The 17,750-nt window shown below is 72.3% G+C and carries 14 protein-coding genes; 12 read left to right on the top strand and 2 right to left on the bottom strand.

From position 1 onward, the window contains the following. Positions 1-43: 43 nt before the first annotated feature. Complete coding sequence (gene tpx / locus CITRIK5_RS06435) at positions 44-544, top strand: thiol peroxidase (protein WP_044659388.1); 501 nt, start codon at positions 44-46, stop codon at positions 542-544. 2 nt (positions 545-546) lie between these two features. Continuing rightward, positions 547-1,728 (top strand): S1C family serine protease, encoded by a 1,182-nt coding sequence (locus CITRIK5_RS06430; protein ID WP_044659389.1) that lies wholly within the window; start codon positions 547-549, stop codon positions 1,726-1,728. A 15-nt stretch (positions 1,729-1,743) separates the two neighbouring features. Here CITRIK5_RS06430 and zupT read toward each other — a convergent pair whose 3' ends face one another. Continuing rightward, on the bottom strand, positions 1,744-2,532 hold the full coding sequence (gene zupT / locus CITRIK5_RS06425; RefSeq protein WP_044659390.1) for a zinc transporter ZupT: 789 nt from the start codon (positions 2,530-2,532) through the stop codon (positions 1,744-1,746). A 65-nt stretch (positions 2,533-2,597) separates the two neighbouring features. Between zupT and CITRIK5_RS06420 the strand changes: the two genes are divergently transcribed. The 10 genes from CITRIK5_RS06420 to CITRIK5_RS06375 all read left to right on the top strand — a co-directional run bounded on the left by CITRIK5_RS06420 (position 2,598) and on the right by CITRIK5_RS06375 (position 16,410). Then, entirely contained in the window at positions 2,598-4,076 is a 1,479-nt protein-coding gene (locus CITRIK5_RS06420; protein WP_159833319.1) for an NAD(P)/FAD-dependent oxidoreductase, read from the top strand. 194 nt (positions 4,077-4,270) lie between these two features. Continuing rightward, entirely contained in the window at positions 4,271-6,127 is a 1,857-nt protein-coding gene (locus tag CITRIK5_RS06415; protein ID WP_113913740.1) for an ABC transporter family substrate-binding protein, read from the top strand. A 162-nt stretch (positions 6,128-6,289) separates the two neighbouring features. Next, entirely contained in the window at positions 6,290-7,810 is a 1,521-nt protein-coding gene (locus CITRIK5_RS06410; protein ID WP_159833317.1) for an ABC transporter permease, read from the top strand. Positions 7,811-7,815: 5 nt separating this feature from the next. Further along, entirely contained in the window at positions 7,816-9,006 is a 1,191-nt protein-coding gene (locus CITRIK5_RS06405; protein ID WP_049147579.1) for an ABC transporter permease, read from the top strand. Next, on the top strand, positions 9,003-10,883 hold the full coding sequence (locus CITRIK5_RS06400) for an ABC transporter ATP-binding protein (protein ID WP_095353687.1): 1,881 nt from the start codon (positions 9,003-9,005) through the stop codon (positions 10,881-10,883). Before CITRIK5_RS06405 ends, CITRIK5_RS06400 begins: the two co-directional genes overlap by 4 nt. A gap of 148 nt (positions 10,884-11,031) precedes the next feature. Continuing rightward, positions 11,032-12,942 carry a translational GTPase TypA gene (typA, locus tag CITRIK5_RS06395; RefSeq protein ID WP_036316461.1) on the top strand — a complete coding sequence of 637 codons (1,911 nt, stop codon included), beginning with the start codon at positions 11,032-11,034 and terminating at the stop codon, positions 12,940-12,942. Beyond that, on the top strand, positions 12,935-13,501 hold the full coding sequence (locus CITRIK5_RS06390) for a hypothetical protein (protein ID WP_060973537.1): 567 nt from the start codon (positions 12,935-12,937) through the stop codon (positions 13,499-13,501). The genes typA and CITRIK5_RS06390 overlap by 8 nt, the downstream gene beginning before the upstream one ends. Next, a complete protein-coding gene (gene fdxA, locus CITRIK5_RS06385; protein WP_002855160.1) occupies positions 13,498-13,824 on the top strand; it encodes a ferredoxin in 327 nt (108 codons plus the stop codon). Before CITRIK5_RS06390 ends, fdxA begins: the two co-directional genes overlap by 4 nt. Before the next feature lie 5 nt (positions 13,825-13,829). Further along, complete coding sequence (dapC, locus tag CITRIK5_RS06380; RefSeq protein ID WP_159833315.1) at positions 13,830-14,975, top strand: succinyldiaminopimelate transaminase; 1,146 nt, start codon at positions 13,830-13,832, stop codon at positions 14,973-14,975. A 148-nt stretch (positions 14,976-15,123) separates the two neighbouring features. Then, positions 15,124-16,410: a citrate synthase gene (locus CITRIK5_RS06375; RefSeq protein ID WP_101965978.1), complete on the top strand. Its 1,287-nt coding sequence runs from the start codon at positions 15,124-15,126 to the stop codon at positions 16,408-16,410. Between the two features lie 96 nt (positions 16,411-16,506). On the opposite strand, the gene CITRIK5_RS06370 is transcribed toward CITRIK5_RS06375, so the two are convergent. Further along, positions 16,507-17,514, bottom strand: a complete 1,008-nt coding sequence (locus CITRIK5_RS06370; protein ID WP_159833313.1) for a hypothetical protein — start codon at positions 17,512-17,514, stop codon at positions 16,507-16,509. Positions 17,515-17,750: the final 236 nt, after the last annotated feature.

Below are 17,750 nucleotides of genomic sequence, written 5' to 3'. Positions count from 1 at the left end.
GGGGAGTGCTCCCGTCCGGCCGCGCCCATCCTAGGCTGTCCCCATGGCGACGACCCACATGAAGAGCACCCCCGTCCACACCGTCGGTGAGCTGCCCCAGGTGGGTTCCCCCGCCCCCGACTTCACCCTCACCGGGGCGGACCTGTCCCCGGTGACCCTGCGGGAGCTGCGCGGCCGCCGCGTGATCCTGAACATCTTCCCGTCCCTGGACACCGGCGTGTGCGCCGCCTCCGTCCGCGAGTTCGACTCCCGCGTCGCGGACCTCGGGGACACCACCGTCGTGGCCGTGTCCGCGGACCTGCCGTTCGCCGCCGCGCGCTTCTGCTCGGTCGAGGGCATCGACCACGTCCGCAGCGGCTCTGTGTTCCGCTCGTCGTTCGGCGGCGACTACGGCGTGCGCATGACCGACGGTCCGCTCGAGGGCCTGCTGGCCCGCGCCGTCGTCGTGGTCGATGCCGACGGCGTGGTCCGTCATGCCCAGCTCGTCCCCGAGATCTCCGAGGAGCCGGACTACGAGGCCGCCCTGGCGGCCGCCCGGGGCTGAGCGTGACGCCGCCGGGCTGGCCGCCGCGCGCACGACGCTCGCCCCTGGCGTTCGTCATCGCGCTGTTCGGCGTGCTCGGGGCGCTGGTTCTGGCCGGGGGCCTCACCGCGCTCCTCGCCGGCCGGATGGTCGACGTCGCCGCGGACTCCGCCCCGACCGTGCCCGCCGCCGAGGCCCCCGCCCGGGAGGCGGGCGAGCTCGCGGCGGGCCTGACCCACGTCCACGACGGCGTGACGGTGGACTGGTCCGCATCGGCCCACGACGGCTCGTCCCTGGACCCGGGCCAGCCGGTCGCGGACGCCCCGGGCATCCTCCTCGTGGAGACCGCTCTCGGCGCCCGCACCGGCACGGGGACCGGCATGGTGCTCTCCCCGGACGGGCTGGCGGTGACCAACTACCACGTGGTCGAGGACTCCTCGGAGGTGCACGTGGTGGTCGCGGACACCGGCGCGCGGCACACGGCCACGGTGCTCGGGCGCGATGCCGAGCACGACATCGCGGTGCTCGACGTCGAGGGCGTCTCAGACCTGCCGGTGGCCAGCGTCTCGCTGGACCCGGTGCGGCGCGGGGACCAGGTGGCCGCCGTCGGCAACGGCGGAGGCCAGGGTTATCTGACGGCCGTGCGCGGCACCGTGCTCGGCACGGACCGCTCGATCATGGCCGCGGCCGAGGGCACCGATCAGTACGCGCGCCTGTCCGGCCTGATCCAGACGGACGCGGACGTCGTGCCCGGCTACTCCGGCGGCCCGGTGGTGGACGACGCCGGCCAGGTGGTCGGCGTGACCGTGGCAGCCAGCGACGGGACCACCGCAGACGAGGTGGACGGCTTCGCGATCCCGCTGGAGGTGGCCTTCGACGTGGCGGACCAGGTCCTCTCGGGCGAGGAGACGGACACCGTGAGCATCGGTGCGGACGGCGCCCTGGGCATCATGGTCGGCGCGGATCCCGACGTCGGCGTCGTGGTCATGCAGGTGGACGCGGGCTCCGCCGCCGAGCAGATCGGCCTGGTCGAGGGCGATGTCATCCTCGAGATCGAGGGGCGGACCGTCGGCGACGACGCCTCCCGGATGTCCCGCCTGGTCAACGACCACAACGTGGGGGACCGGATCACCGTCCAGTGGCGCACCGCCGACGGCGAGGTGCGCGAGGCCGAGGCGGTCCTGCAGCCGGCCCTCGTGAACTGACCGGCCCCCCGGCGCTCAGGAGAGCAGGTCCAGTGAGAGGGCCATCGCGGCCACGCCCAGCAGCACGCCGCCCAGCGCCGCGGCGCGGCCCCCGGCCGCCCGGGCGGCGGGCAGCAGCGCGTCGAGGCTCACGGTCACCATCACGCCCGCCACGGCCGCGAAGACGGCGGCCAGGAGCGCGGGTGTGAGGAACGGGGCCAGCAGCAGCCAGCCGATCAGCGCGCCCAGCGGCTCCGCGATCCCCGTGAACGCGGCCCACGCGAAGGCCTTGCGCCGCGATCCGGTGGCCTGCCGCACGGGCACGGCCACGGCCACGCCCTCGGGAACGTTGTGCACGGCCATCGCGACGGCCAGCGCGAGGCCCACCGACGGATCCTGCAGGGTGCCGGCGAAGGTGACGAAGCCCTCCGGCAGATTGTGCAGGCCGATCGCCAGGGCCGTCACCGTGCCCAGGCGCAGCATCCGCCGCCGGTCCAGGCCGGCCGGGTCGTCGACGTCGCCCGGCATCTCCGAGACGGGGTCGGGGACGGCGCGCTCGAGCAGCACGTAGGAGCCTGCGCCGAGGATCAGGGCGGCCACCGCGACGGCGGTCGCCGCGGGGCCGACCGCCCCGCCCAGCCCCTCGACGGCGGCCGGCAGCATCTCCAGGAAGGAGACCGCGAGCATGACGCCCGCGGCGAGGCCGAGGGCGGCCCCCAGCCCGCGGCCCGAGGGCGCGCGTCCGACGATCGCCAGGACGCCGCCCAGCACCGTGGCCAGCCCGGCGAACGTCGTGAGAGCGAGCGCGGTCCAGAACGGGTCCACGGGGGAGGGCCTCCTGACGGGCGGCGGGCGGGGTGCGACCATCCTAGGGACTACAGGAGGAGACCATGACCGAAACCGCCACCGGCCCCGGATTCGCCCTGCCCCGGGGCGTCGAGCCGGGCCGCGCCGTCGTCGTGGGCGCCGGACCCAACGGCCTGACCGCCGCCGCCCTGCTGGCCCGCGAGGGCTGGGAGGTGGACGTGTTCGAGCGGGCCCCGGTGCCCGGCGGTGCGTGCGCGTCCGCGCCGGTGCTGGGGGAGGGGACCGTGGTGGACCTCGGGGCGGCGGGCCATCCGTTCGGCGTCGCCAGCCCCGTGTTCCGGGAGCTGGGGCTGACGGACCACGGGCTCGCCTGGCTGCACCCGGCCGTGCCGATGGGACATCCGCTGCCGGACGGGCCGGCCGCCCTCCTGCACCGGGACCTCGAGGCCACCGCCGTGGGTCTCGGCGTCGACGCGCGGGCCTGGCGGGCCGTGCACGGGGCCCTGGTCGACCACGTCGACGAGATCCTGGCGGGCGCGCTCGGCCCGGTGTTGCGACCCCCGCCCCATCCGGTGGCGATGGCCCGCTTCGGCCTGCGCGCCCCGTGGCCGGCCGATCTGCTGGGCCGGGCGATGTTCCGCACGGCGGCCGCTCGCGCCCTGTTCACGGGCTCGGCGGCCCACGCGATCCTGCCCTCGAGCCGGCCCCTGACGGCGGCGTTCGGTGCGCTCTTCGGCGCGCTCGGGATGAGCTCGGGCTGGCCGGTGGCGCGCGGCGGGTCGGGGGCGATCGTCGAGTCGCTCGTGGCGGTGCTGCGGGCGCACGGCGGGCGGCTGCACCTGGGCCACGAGGTCACGGACCTGCGCGCGCTGCCCGCCGCGGACGCCGTCGTGCTGGACCTGACCCCGCGCCAGGTGCTGCGCGTCGCCGGCACGGGCCTGCCGCCGCGCTACGCCGCGGCCCTGCGCCGGTGGCGCCCCGGGCCGTCCGTGTCCAAGGTCGACTTCCTGCTCGACGGGCCGATCCCGTGGCGCGACGCCCGGCTCGCGGGCGCGGGGACGGTGCATCTGGGCGGGACCGCCGCCGAGATCCGGCGGGCCGAGGACGACGTCGCGGCCGGCCGGATGCCGGCGCGGCCCTTCGTCATGCTCTGTCAGCAGCAGGCGGCGGACCCCACACGGGCCACCGGGCCCGCCCGGGGGCACACGGTCGTCTGGTCCTACGCCCATGTGCCCCACGGCCACCCCGGCGACGTCCGTCCGCTGATCGAGGCGGAGGTGGAGCGGCACGCACCCGGCTTCCGGGACCGGATCCAGGCCGCGGTCGCGATGCGCCCGGCCGACCTGGAGGTGTGGAACCCGAACCTCGTGGGCGGCGACATCGCGGGGGGATCGCTCGCGGGAGCGCGCGCGCTCCTGCGCCCCACTGCGTCGCCCCGGCCGCACCGGGCGGGTCGGACCGGGCTGTATCTGGCCTCCGCCTCCACCCCGCCGGGCGCCGGCGTCCACGGCATGGGCGGGGCGTGGGCCGTGCGGACTCTGCTGGCGGACCGTCGTCGCTGACTGCTGTGCGCCACGGCTGAGACTGATCCGGATCCGGACTTTCGCGAATCGGAATGTGCCCGCTACAGTGTGGTCCATCTCACGGAACGTCCCGTCTCGGCGGAACGGCCCGGGGGTCGTCTCGCACCATCGGATCCCCACAGGGATGCGGGCGCGCGACGTCCTTGCACCTCTCATGAACGGAAGCACCTTCCATGAAGTACACGAAGCTCTCCGCTGCCGCGGCCCTGGCCGCCGGCTCGGCCCTCATCCTCTCCGCGTGCGCCCCGGGCGGCGGCAACGCAGGCGAATCCAGCAACGGCTCCGGCGCCGGCCAGGGCGGCGACTCGGGCGCCGGCAACGTCATCGAAGGGGACAAGGGCCAGAAGCTCACCGCCGAGGCCTCCGGGCCGGAGATGGCCGACCTGGGCGACGTCAAGACCCAGGACGGCTCCATCGCCTACTCGGTGGGCGCCGACGACTTCCTGTCCTACAACGGCCTGCAGTCGAACACGTACACCACGTACAACTCGGCCGTCGCGGACCGCATGTTCTCGTCCTTCTGGTACTTCGGCACCGACGGCTCGATCATCCCGAACGAGGACTTCGGCACGTACGAGAAGACCTCGGACGACCCGCTGACCGTGAAGTACACCATCAGCGACGACGCCAAGTGGTCCGACGGCACCCCCGTCACCGCCGGCGACTTCATCGTGCACTGGGCCGCGAACAACGACACGGTCAAGGCCGAGGGTTCCGAGACCCCGCTGTTCGACTCGATCTCCTTCGAGCAGGGCAAGTACATCCCGGAGGCGCCCGAGGGCGAGGCCGACGGCAAGGAGTTCACCGTCACCTACCCGGAGCCCTACGCGGACTGGGAGATCCTCATCAGCACCGCGCTGCCGGCGCACATCGTCGCCAAGGAGGCGGGCATGAGCTTCGAGGAGCTCGTCACCGCTGCGAAGGAGAAGGACGTCGAGGCGCTCACCCCGGCGGCCGAGTTCTGGAACGACGGCTGGGACTTCAGCCCCGGCGAGCTGCCGGACGCCTCGCTGGTGCCCTCCATGGGCCCCTACAAGTTCAAGGACGGCGGCTGGCAGGCCGGCCAGTCCATCACCCTCGAGGCCAACCCCGAGTACTGGGGCACCCCGCCGGCCACCAAGGAGCTCGTCCTCCGCTTCGCCGACCCGAAGACCCACGTGCAGGCCCTGCAGAACGGCGACCTCGACGTCATCGAGCCGCAGGCCACCGTGGACACCCTCCAGCAGCTCGAGGGCCTCGGCGACGACGTCAACGTCCAGACCGGTGACCAGCTGACCTGGGAGCACGTGGACTACAACCGCGGCGAGGGCTCGGTCTTCGCGGACTCCCCGGAGCTGCGCGAGGCCTTCGCCCTCTGCCTGCCCCGTCAGCAGATCGTGGACAACCTGATCAAGCCGATCTACGCGGACGCCCAGGTTATGAACGCCCGTGAGGTGTTCCCGTTCCAGGAGAACTACCAGGAGGTCGTGGACGCGGCCTACCCGGAGGAGATGGACCAGCCGAACATCGAGAAGGCCAAGGAGCTCGTCGAGAAGTCGGGCGTCTCCACGCCCACGGTCCGCCTCGGCTACCAGGCCGGCAACCAGCGTCGCACCGAGACCGTCGCGCTCATCAAGAGCTCCTGCGACCAGGCCGGCTTCGACGTGCAGGACACCAACTCGCCGGTGTTCTTCAAGGAGGTCATGCCGGCCGGTGACTACGACGCCGCCCTCTACGCCTGGGCCGGCTCGGGCCAGAAGGCCTCCGGCGCGAACATCTACCAGTCGGACGGCGCTCAGAACCAGCAGAGCTACAACAACCCCGAGGTGGACGCGGCCTGGGACAAGCTCGCCACCTCGCTGGACGAGGACGAGCAGCTGGAGCAGGTCAAGACCATCGAGAAGCTGCTCTGGGAGGACTTCCAGGCCATCCCGCTGTACGCTCACCCGGGTCTGGTCGGCCACAAGGCCGACGTCGCCAACGTGCGCGACACCGCCGCCCAGTCGGGTGCGCTGTGGAACGTGGAGCAGTGGGTCCGCGTCCAGGAGTGACACCCCGCTGACCTCTGACCCGGCGGTCCGCCTCCCGCGGACCGCCGGCGTCGGGATCGAGGACAGAGCCCGGCCGGGCACCGGCCGGGCTCTGGCCGTGAACCGCGGCGAACCCGCACCCCTCCCTTTCCCTTGCACTCGCACGGAAGGTCACCCCCTGTTGTGCTGAAATTCATCCTCAAGCGCCTCGGCAGCTCCCTCCTGGTGCTGTTCGGCGCGTCGATCCTGCTCTTCTTCCTCGTGGCCCACTCGGGTGACCCCCTCCAGGACCTGCGAGAGTCACAGAACCCCAACCGCGAGACACTCATCGCCGCCCGCACCGAATTCATGGGGCTGGACCAGCCCTGGTACGCCCGGTACTGGGACTGGCTCCAGGGCATCGGCGGCTGCGTCACCGGTCAGTGCGACCTCGGCCTCAGCCGGAACGGTCAGTCCGTCGCCGACCTGCTGAGCAACGCCGCGGCCTCCACGCTGCGCCTCGTGGTGCTCGCGACCGTCCTGGCGATCATCATCGGCATCGCGATCGGCATCGTCACCGCGATCCGCCAGTACTCCGGCCTCGACTACGTGGTCACGTTCCTGATCTTCCTCTTCTTCTCGCTGCCCGTGTTCTGGGCGGCCGTGCTCCTGAAGGAGTACATGGGGATCCGGTTCAACGACTGGATCCGCAGCCCCGAGCTGAACTGGCCCCTCCTCATCGGGGTCGCCGTCCTCGCGGGCCTGGTCCTGCAGGCCGTCATGGCGGGCGACCTCAGGCGGCGCGCCTTCACGTTCGGCGCCACCGCCGCGTTCATCCTGCTCGCCGGCTGGGTGCTGTTCGCCGTCGACTTCTGGCGGCATCCGCAGATGGGCCCGGTCGTGCAGCTGGTCATCGGCCTGGCCGCCGCCGTCGGCGCCACCGCGGTGATCTCCGGTCTGCGCAACCGATCGGTCCTCAAGGCGGCCCTGGTCACGGCCGCGATCGGCCTCGTCGCCTACTACGCCACCTACGGCCTGCTGTGGCGGACGCCGTCCGCACTGCTGCTGGCCGGCCTCGGCGTCATCCTCGTGCTGGTGGCCATCCTGGTGGGCCGCCTGCTCGGCGGCTTCTCCCAGGGCTCGGCCGTGTCCGCCTCGCTGGTGACCGCCCTGATCATGGGCGTGGCGATCGTGGCGGAACACCTGATGAACTACTGGCCGACCTTCCTGAAGGTCAAGCCGCGCCCGATCTCCACGATCGGCTCGGGCACCCCGAACCTGGACGCCCACTTCTGGGTGGTGTTCCTGGACCGCGGTGCGCAGCTTCTGCTGCCCACCATCCTGCTGACCATCATCTCGGTGGCCACGTACTCGCGGTACACGCGCTCCTCCATGCTCGAGGTCTCGCGTCAGGACTACATCCGCACCGCGCGCGCCAAGGGCCTGCCGGAGCGCCAGGTGATCCTGAAGCACGCGTTCCGCAACTCGCTGATCCCCATCACCACGATCATGGCCTTCGACTTCGCCGGCCTGATCGGCGGCGCCGTGATCACGGAGCAGGTGTTCGGCTGGAAGGGGATGGGCGAGCTGTTCGCCACCGGCCTGCACGACGTGGACCCCATGCCCGTGATGGCGTTCTTCCTCGTGACGGGCACCGCCGCCGTGCTGATGAACCTCGTGGCGGACGTGCTCTACGCCGTCCTCGACCCCCGGATTCGAGTGTGAGCCAGATGACCACCAACAACTCCTCGACGACGGGCGCGCAGCTCGACGAGAAGCAGATCTTCGACCTCGCGGAGGCGGAGGACGCCAAGCTCCGCGCCAAGGCCGGGAAGTCCTACTCCCAGGGCGCCCTGGTCCGCAAGCGGTTCTTCCGCCACAAGGCGGCGATGATCTCCCTGATCGTGCTGGTCTTCATCACGCTGATGGCGTTCTCCTCCATCGGCTTCGCCGGCATCCCCGGCTGGTGGGACAAGTCCTACACGGCCGCGGCCTCCGTGGTGAACGGCGGTCGCCCGACGCTGTCGGTCGTGCCGCAGGCCTTCGGGGGCGAGGGCCTCCGCTGGGGCGAGCACCCCTTCGGCCAGGACACCACGGGCAAGGACTACTTCGCCCTCGTGATGCGCGGGACCCAGCAGTCCATGATCATCGCGGCCATCGTGGGCCTGCTCTCCACCGTGATCGGCGCGATCGTCGGCGCCGTGTCCGGGTACTTCGGCGGCTGGGTCGACTCCGTCCTGATGCGCCTGACCGACCTGATCATCGTCATCCCGCTGCTCGTGCTCGCCGCGGTGCTCGGCCAGATGGCCAGCGGCATGAAGATGGGCATCCTCCCGCTCGCGGTGGTGCTCGGCCTCGTGTCCTGGACGTCCCTGGCCCGCCTCGTGCGCGGCGAGGTCCTGTCCCTGCGCGAGAAGGAGTTCGTGGCGGCCGCCGTCGCCATGGGCGCCAAGCCGGGCCGCCTGATCTTCAAGCACCTGCTGCCCAACACGATCGGCGTGATCGTCGTGAACGCGACGTTCGCGATCGCGGGCGCGGTGCTGCTGGAGACCTCGCTGTCCTTCCTCGGCTTCGGCGTGAAGGCGCCGGACTCGTCCCTGGGCCTGCTCATCTCCGACTACCAGAACGCGTTCACCACCCGTCCGTGGCTGTTCTGGTGGCCCGGCATGATCATCCTCGCGATCGCCCTGTCCGTGAACTTCCTCGGCGACGGCCTGCGCGACGCCTTCGACCCGCGCCAGGGCGCGGGCGCCCACCGCAGGCCCCGCTTCTTCGGCCGCCGCGCGGCCGCCACCGAGGCCGGTGCGACGACGGCGGGCGGTCTGGCCGCGGCCCCGACGGCCGGTCGGATCGAGGCCCCCGTGGAGGAGGCCGGCGGGTCCGCACGGATCTCCGACGCGGACGAGGACGGTCAGCGATGAGCGCGAACGACAAGAAAGGCCGATCCATGTTCGGCAAGAAGAACGAGAACGACGTGACCGCCGACGGGCAGGGCTCGCACGCGGCGTCGTCGGCAGACCTCGAGGCGCGCGGCGCCGCCGTGCCCGGCTCCTCCGGCGCCGGCGGCGTGCCTCCGGGCCCCGCGACGAGCGCGATGGGCGTCGTGGCCCGCCACGACGACCTGGGCGGCGAGCCGGTGCTCGCCTTCCGCGACGTGGACGTGAAGTTCGCGACCGAGTTCGGCGAGGTGCACGCGGTCAAGGGCGTGACGTTCGACGTCAAACCCGGCGAGGTCGTCGCCCTCGTGGGCGAGTCCGGCTCCGGCAAGTCCGTCACGAGCGCCACCGCCATGGGCCTGCTCCCGGGCAATGCGGACGTCACCGGCTCCGTGCAGCTGGCCGGCCGCGACGTGCTCACCATGACCCCGGGGCAGCTGCGCGACATCCGCGGCGACGAGGTGGCGATGGTGTTCCAGGAGCCCATGACGGCCCTGAACCCCGTCCTCACCGTGGGAGACCAGCTCACGGAGGCCCTCGAGCTGCACGGCATCGCCTACGGCACCGAGGCGGACAAGCGCGCCGTCGAGCTGCTCACCATGGTGGGCATCCCCGACGCCGCCACCCGGCTCAAGCAGTACCCCCACCAGTTCTCGGGCGGCCAGCGCCAGCGCATCGTCATCGCGATGGCGATCAGCTGCTCGCCGAAGGTGATCATCGCGGACGAGCCCACCACGGCGCTCGACGTGACGGTCCAGGCCGAGATCCTGGAGCTGCTGCGCTCCCTGAAGAACAAGATGAACACCGGCATCCTGCTCATCACGCACAACATGGGCGTGGTGGCGGACATGGCGGACCGGGTGTGCGTGATGCTCCACGGCGAGCTCGTGGAGCAGGGCTCGGTGCACCAGGTGCTCCAGCACGCCCGGCACCCGTACACCCAGAAGCTGCTCTCGGCGGTGCCGCGCCTCGGCGAGCCCCTCGAGGTGGCAGAGCCGGAGCCGGTCACGGCCACGCAGACGCAGGCCCGGTACGCGATCGAGGCGGAGAACCTCCACCTCGAGTACGACCACCGCGGCAAGAAGAACCGCGTGGTCCACGACGTCAGCTTCCAGGTGGCCCCGGGCGAGATCCTGGGCCTGGTGGGCGAGTCCGGCTCGGGCAAGTCCACCATCGCCAAGTCGGTCCTCGGCCTGCTCACCATCGCGGAGGGCTCGCTGCGCATCCAGGGCCACGACCTGGCGACGATGCCCAAGGCCGAGCAGCGCGCCCTGCGCAAGAACATCGGCGTGGTCTTCCAGGACCCGGCGGCCTCGCTGGACCCGCGGTTCCCGATCGGCGACATCATCACCGAGCCGATGGTCGTGCACAAGGTGGGGGACCGGCGCTCGCGCCTCGCCCGCGCCGAGGAGCTGCTGGACGCGGTGCGTCTGCCGCGCTCCGTGGTGAACCGGTACCCGCACGAGCTCTCCGGCGGTCAGCGCCAGCGCATCTCGATCGCCCGCGCCCTGACCCTGGACCCCCAGGTGCTCATCGCGGACGAGCCGACCTCGGCCCTCGACGTGTCCGTCCAGGCCGCCGTGCTGGACATGTTCGCGGAGCTGCAGCAGCGCTACGAGTTCGCGTGCCTGTTCGTGTCCCACGACCTCGCGGTGGTGGACATGCTGGCCCACAAGGTGCTCGTCCTCAAGGACGGCCGCCAGGTGGAGCAGGGCCCCACGGAGGAGGTGCTCCACCGTCCGAAGGAGGAGTACACCCGTCGCCTCCTGGCGGCGGCGCCCGTGCCGGACCCGGACCAGCAGGCGGAGCGTCGCCAGGAGCGCCGCGAGTTCCTCGCCTCCCTCGGCGAGGGCGTCTACTGACCGCGCGGGTCGGCGGCGGGCGCGTCCCGCCGCCGGCCCCGGGCCCACCGGCCCGCCTGTCCACGGCGGCCCCTGCGCGTACAATCGCACGGGGGCCGCCGTCGTCGTGCGCCTCCACCCCTTTGATGTCGAACCGGACAGGACGCCCATGACCTCGACCGAAACCCGCCGCTCCGATCTGCGCAACGTGGCCATCGTGGCCCACGTGGACCATGGCAAGACCACGATGGTGGACGCCATGCTGCGCCAGACCGGTGCCTTCAACACGCACGGCGACGTCGCCGAGCGGGTCATGGACTCCGGGGACCTGGAGAAGGAGAAGGGGATCACGATCCTCGCCAAGAACACCACGGTGTTCTACTCCGGCCCGTCCGCCCCCGAGGGCGAGACCGTCACCATCAACGTGATCGACACCCCCGGCCACGCCGACTTCGGCGGCGAGGTGGAGCGCGGCCTGTCCATGGTGGACGGCGTCGTGCTGCTCGTGGACTCCTCCGAGGGCCCGCTGCCCCAGACCCGCTTCGTGCTCCGCAAGGCCCTCGCGGCCAAGCTGCCCGTGATCCTCGTGGTCAACAAGACGGACCGCCCGGACGCGCGCATCGACGGGGTCGTCTCCGACTCCATGGACCTGCTGCTCGGCCTGGCCTCGGACCTGGCCGAGGAGGACCCGGACCTGGACCTCGACTCGGTGTTGGACGTCCCCGTCGTCTACGCCTCGGGCAAGGCCGGCCGCGCCTCCCTGACCCAGCCCGCCGACGGCGCCCTGCCGGAGGCCGAGGACCTCGAGGCCCTCTTCAACGTGATCATGGAGCACATCCCGGCCCCGTCCTACACCGAGGGCGAGGTCCTCCAGGCGCACGTCACCAACCTGGACGCCTCCCCGTTCCTCGGCCGCCTCGCGCTGCTGCGCATCTTCAACGGCACCCTCCGCAAGGGCCAGCAGGTCGCGTGGGCCCGCCAGGACGGCGCCCTGAAGACCGTGAAGATCACCGAGCTGCTGGCCACCAAGGGCCTCGAGCGCGTGCCCGCGGAGGAGGCCGGCCCGGGCGAGATCGTCGCCGTCGCCGGCATCGAGGACATCATGATCGGCGAGACCCTCACCGACGCGGAGAACCCGAAGCCGCTGCCGCTGATCACGGTGGACGACCCGGCCATCTCCATGACCGTGGGCATCAACACCTCCCCGCTGGCCGGCCGCGTCAAGGGCGCCAAGGTCACGGCCCGCCAGGTGAAGGACCGCCTGGACAAGGAGCTGATCGGCAACGTCTCGCTCAAGGTGCTCCCCACCGAACGCCCGGATGCGTGGGAGGTGCAGGGCCGCGGCGAGCTCGCCCTGGCCATCCTCGTGGAGCAGATGCGCCGCGAGGGCTTCGAGCTCACCGTGGGCAAGCCGCAGGTGGTCACCCGGACCGTGGACGGCAAGGTCCACGAGCCGATGGAGCGCATGACCATCGACATCCCCGAGGAGTTCATGGGCGCGGTCACGCAGCTCATGGCCGCCCGCAAGGGCCGCATGCAGGAGATGTCCAACCACGGCACGGGCTGGATCCGCATGGAGTTCCTGGTCCCGGCCCGCGGTCTGATCGGGTTCCGCACCCGCTTCCTCACCGAGACCCGCGGCGCAGGCATCGCCTCCTCCTACGCGGCCGGCTACGAGCCGTGGACCGGCGAGATCGAGTACCGCACCAACGGCTCCCTCGTGGCCGACCGGGCGGGCACCGCCACGCCGTTCGCCATGATCAACCTGCAGGAGCGCGGCACCTTCTTCGTGCAGCCCGGCGCCGAGGTGTACGAGGGCATGATCGTGGGCGAGAACTCGCGCGCCGACGACATGGACGTGAACATCACCAAGGAGAAGAAGCTCACCAACATGCGTGCGGCCTCCTCCGAGTCGTTCGAGGGCCTGACGCCCCCGCGCCGGCTCACCCTCGAGGAGTCCCTCGAGTTCGCCCGCGAGGACGAGTGCGTGGAGATCACCCCCGAGGACATCCGCATCCGCAAGGTCGTCCTGGACGCCAACGAGCGCCTGAAGGCCGCGCGCGCCCGCGCCCGTGCCTGATCGCCCCCGCCGCCGCGCCCGGCCCGCCGACGTGGTGGGCGGGACGCTGCTCGGCGTCGTCGCCGGCGCGCTCGGCACCGCCGTCCATCTGAACCTGGCCTCCCTGCCGGGCGGCTGGACCCTGCCCTGGGGTGCGGTGCTGGCGCTCGTGCTCGTCGGCTCGACACAGCGCTGGTGGATGGTCCGACGCGCGGGCCGCGGCGGGCGCGCCCTGCCGGCGGGGGCCGCGGTCGTCGCCGGCGCGTTCACCGCCGTCCTGGCCCTGCAGCGCCTGCCGGTGGACGACGCCCTGGGGTTGTCCTGGACGGCCGGCCTGTGGGCGGCGGCGCCGGGCGCCGTCGTCGCCTCCGTGGCCTGGAACGTCGGCCAGCCGGTGCTCGGTATGGTCCTGTTGGCCGCGGGCCGGCGGCTGGACCGCCGACCCGCGGAGGCCGCCGAGGCCGCCACGCGCCCCCGCCGGGCCACTGTGACCGCCCGCGAAACGCGTCCGGGGGAGCGAGTACCCTGGACCGCAGCCCCGCAACCCCGTGCCCAGAGAGAGGTGGACGGTCAGCCATGACCTACGTGATCGCGTTGCCGTGTGTGGACGTCAAGGACAAGGCGTGCATCGACGAATGCCCCGTGGACTGCATCTACGAGGGTGAGCGCATGCTCTACATCCACCCGGACGAGTGCGTCGACTGCGGTGCGTGCGAGCCGGTGTGCCCCGTCGAGGCCATCTACTATGAGGACGACACCCCCGACGAGTGGGCCGAGTACTACAAGGCCAACGTCGAGTTCTTCGACGACCTGGGCTCCCCGGGCGGGGCCGCCAAGCTGGGCATGATCGCCAAGGACCACCCGATCATCTCCGCCCTGCCCCTGCAGAACGCCGACGCCTGAGCCCCATGCTGACGCTGCCGGACTACCCGTGGGACACGCTCACCCCCTACCGTGAGCGTGCCGCCGCCCACCCGGACGGCGTCGCGGACCTGTCCATCGGAACGCCGGTGGATCCGACGCCGGCGCTGATCCGCCGGGCCCTGACCGAGGCCGCCGACGCGCACGGCTACCCGACGACGCACGGCACGGACGCCCTGCGTCGCGCCGTCGTCGACTGGTACGCCCGGCGCCGCGGGGTGCCCGGGCTGGACCCGGCGGCCGTGGTGCCCACGGTCGGGTCGAAGGAGTTCATCGCGTGGCTGCCCACGCTGCTCGGGCTCGGCGCAGGCGACGTCGTCGTCCACCCCGAGGCCGCCTACCCCACCTATGCGGTGGGCGCGCTGCTGGCCGGGGCGGAGGCCGTGGCCGCGGACGACCTCGACGCGCTGGCGCCCGAGGTGCGTGAGCGGGTGCGCCTCGTGTGGACCAACTCGCCGGCCAACCCCACCGGCGCCGTGCTGGACGCGGCGGCGCTGCGCCGCACGGTCGACGCCGCCCGTGCCGTGGGCGCCGTGGTGTGCGGGGACGAGTGCTACGCCGAGCTCGGCTGGGACGCGTGGGACGGGGCCGTCGTGCCCTGCATCCTGTCCGACGAGGTCTCCGGCGGCGACCTGACGGGCCTGCTGAGCGTCTACTCGCTGTCCAAGCAGTCCAACCTCGCCGGCTACCGCGCCGCGTTCGCCGCGGGGGATCCGGAGCTCGTGGCGACCCTGGTCAACACCCGCAAGCACGCGGGCATGATCGTGCCCGCCCCGGTGCAGCACGCGATGGCCGTGGCCCTGGCCGACGACGCGCACGTCGCGGAGCAGAAGGACCGCTACCGCCGCCGTCGGGACGCGCTGCGCACCGCGCTGGAGGCCTCCGGCCACACGGTGGACCACTCCGAGGCGGGGCTGTACCTGTGGACCCGGCGGGCGGACCTGGACCCGGCCGACGCCACGGCGCAGGACTCGTGGGATCTGCTGGGCGACCTGGCGGACCTGGGCATCATCGCCGGGCCCGGCGTGTTCTACGGCGGCGACGGCTACGTCCGCGTCGCGATCACCGCCACGGACGAGGCGGTCGCCCGGGCCGCGGCGAGACTCACCGCCCGCGGGCCGCGGACCGGCTGAGCCGGGGCCGCGGGCCGTCGTCGGGGGAAACGACCGCGCGCCCCGGGCCGGTCCTTGATAGTTTGGAGCAGAGTCGTCCCTGTGTGGGCGCGCCCACATCGGCGCGCGAACCCGGGCCATCGAGAAGAGAAGACGAGGGAGCACACCCGTGACCCATCACGAGTCCGTCCGGCTGACCGTCGGCGAGCAGAGCCTGGACCTGGGCGTCGAGTACGCCACAGAGGGCAACAACGGCATCAACATCGCCCCGCTCCTGAAGGAGACCGGCGACGTCACCTACGACCCGGGCTTCATGAACACGGCGAACGCCAAGTCGGCCGTCACGTTCATCGACGGTGACCAGGGCATCCTGCGCTACCGCGGCTACGCCATCGAGGACCTCGCCGAGCACTCCTCCTTCATGGAGGTGGCCTACCTGCTGATCTACGGCGAGCTGCCCGAGTCCAAGGAGACCCTGGAGGCCTGGGAGACCAACATCCTGCGCCACAACATGGTGCACGAGGACCTCAAGCTGTTCTTCAACGGCTTCCCGCGGGACGCGCACCCCATGCCGGTGCTGTCCTCCTCCGTGTCCGGGCTGTCCACGTTCTACCCGGACTCCCTGGACCCGCACGACCCGGAGCAGGTCCACATCTCCACCGTGCGTCTGCTGGGCAAGCTGCCGGTGCTGGCCTCCTACGCGTTCAAGAAGTCGCTGGGCCAGCCGTTCATGTACCCGCACAACTCGCTGAACTACGTGGAGAACTTCCTCCGCCTGTGCTTCGGCGTGCCGGCCGAGGAATACGACATCGACCCGGACGTGGTCAAGGCCCTCGACCTGCTGCTCATGCTGCACGCCGACCACGAGCAGAACGCCTCCACCTCCACGGTGCGCCTGGTCGGCTCCACCCAGGCCAACCTGTTCGCCTCGGTGTCCGCCGGCATCAACGCCCTCTACGGCCCGCTGCACGGCGGCGCCAACGAGGCCGTGCTGAACATGCTCCGGAAGATCAAGTCGGAGGGCATCACGCCCGAGGACTTCATGGAGAAGGTGAAGAACAAGGAGGACGGCGTCCGCCTGATGGGCTTCGGCCACCGCGTGTACAAGAACTATGACCCGCGGGCCAAGATCATCAAGAAGACCGCCGAGGACATCCTGGGCAAGATGGGCGGCAACGACGAGCTGCTCGAGATCGCCCAGCGCCTCGAGGAGAAGGCCCTCGCCGACGACTACTTCGTGGAGCGCAAGCTCTACCCGAACGTCGACTTCTACACCGGCGTGATCTACAAGGCCATGGGCTTCCCGGAGAAGATGTTCACCGTCCTCTTCGCCCTGGGCCGCCTGCCCGGCTGGATCGCCCAGTGGCGCGAGCTCATGGAGGACCCGGCCACCAAGATCGGCCGCCCGCGCCAGATCTACGTGGGCGAGCAGCTGCGCCAGTACCCGCAGCGCTGACCCGGGGGCGCTGACCCTGCGTTGGGGGGCGGTTTCGGGTGGTATTCCGACGGAATACCACCCGAAACCGCCCCCAATGCGTTCGCCGGAGCGTGCTCACGTCGAGGCGGAGGGGCCGAGGCGGCGTCGGACCACCGCGACGACGCCACGGAAGTCCTCGCGCCCATCCGCCCAGGTGACGCGGAGCGTCGTCCAGCCGCGCGCCTGGCCGTAGCGGTCCCGGCGGGCGTCGCGCGCCTGCTGCTCCCGCGTGCGGTGCCCCGCACCGTCGTACTGCAGGGCCAGGCCCACGTGACGGTAGGCCAGGTCGGCCACGGGGGAGAAGGGGTCCCCGGGCTCGAGCGCGGCCTGCAGCTCCGGCTCCGGCAGCCCGCCGGCCACGAGGGCGAGGCGCAGGCGGGTCTCGGGCGGCGAGTCCGCCCCGACGCGAACGGAATCCAGCGCCTCCCGGGCGGCCGGGCGGCCATGGAAGCGTCCGGACGCGCGCAGCGCGGACCGCAGCGCGGCGATCGTGGTGGCCGGATCCGTCCGGCCCGCGGGCGTCCACGGGTGCCTGACGGCGTGGTCGCCGGCGGCCACGAGGTCCTCGAACGTCCACGGGGGCGTCAGGGAGCACAGGTCCAGCCAGGTGCGATCGACGGTGGTGACGCGCAGGCCGTGCACGTGCGTGACGAACTCGGGCGCCAGCGGCCTGCGGTGGTCCATCAGCCCGGCCCGCCGGACGCGTCGTGTCCCCCGAGCCACGGTGAGGTGCACCGGCGGGTCGGCCTCGAGCTCGCCCGTCGCCGGGTCGCGCCGCCGCCAGGCTCGCGCGGGCATCGGCAGGCCGTGCAGGTGGGCCGCGGTCTCGTGGGAGAGGACGGCATCCGGGCGCCGGCGCAGAAGCGCGGCGAGGTGATCGGGGGAGAAGCCGTGCCCGGGCTCGGTCAGGCCCAGGTCGGCCCAGCCCGTGCCAGGACGTGCCCGCTGCCGGTGGAAGCCCTGCCCGACCCGCTCCAGGTCCGACCGGCGGGCGCGGTCGGGCGGCAGCCCCAGTCGGGCCAGGTCCGTGGCCAACAGCACGGCGGGCTGGTCGGGCGGCAGAGGAGTCACGACGCGCGGCATGCACCCATCGGACGACGCCGGCGGGGCGCCCGGGGCGCGCTGGCCGCGGCACGGGGACGACGCGCGGGGCGAGCGCCGCTGTGCAGGAGCCGACGGCCCGCGCCGCGTGCCGCCGTCGTCGTCTTCCCGCCCCCGGGCCGCCGGGGAGTTCCGGGGGCGATACTGGGCGTTATCCCGGCGGGATACCACCGGAAATCGCCCCCCAACGCGGCGGAAAACGCGGGGAGGAACGGGGG

Source organism: Micrococcus sp. 116 (assembly GCF_902506395.1).
Lineage (GTDB): Bacteria > Actinomycetota > Actinomycetes > Actinomycetales > Micrococcaceae > Micrococcus > Micrococcus luteus.
The sequence above is the reverse complement of the archived record's forward strand: the minus strand, read 5'-3'. Positions and strand labels throughout refer to the sequence as shown.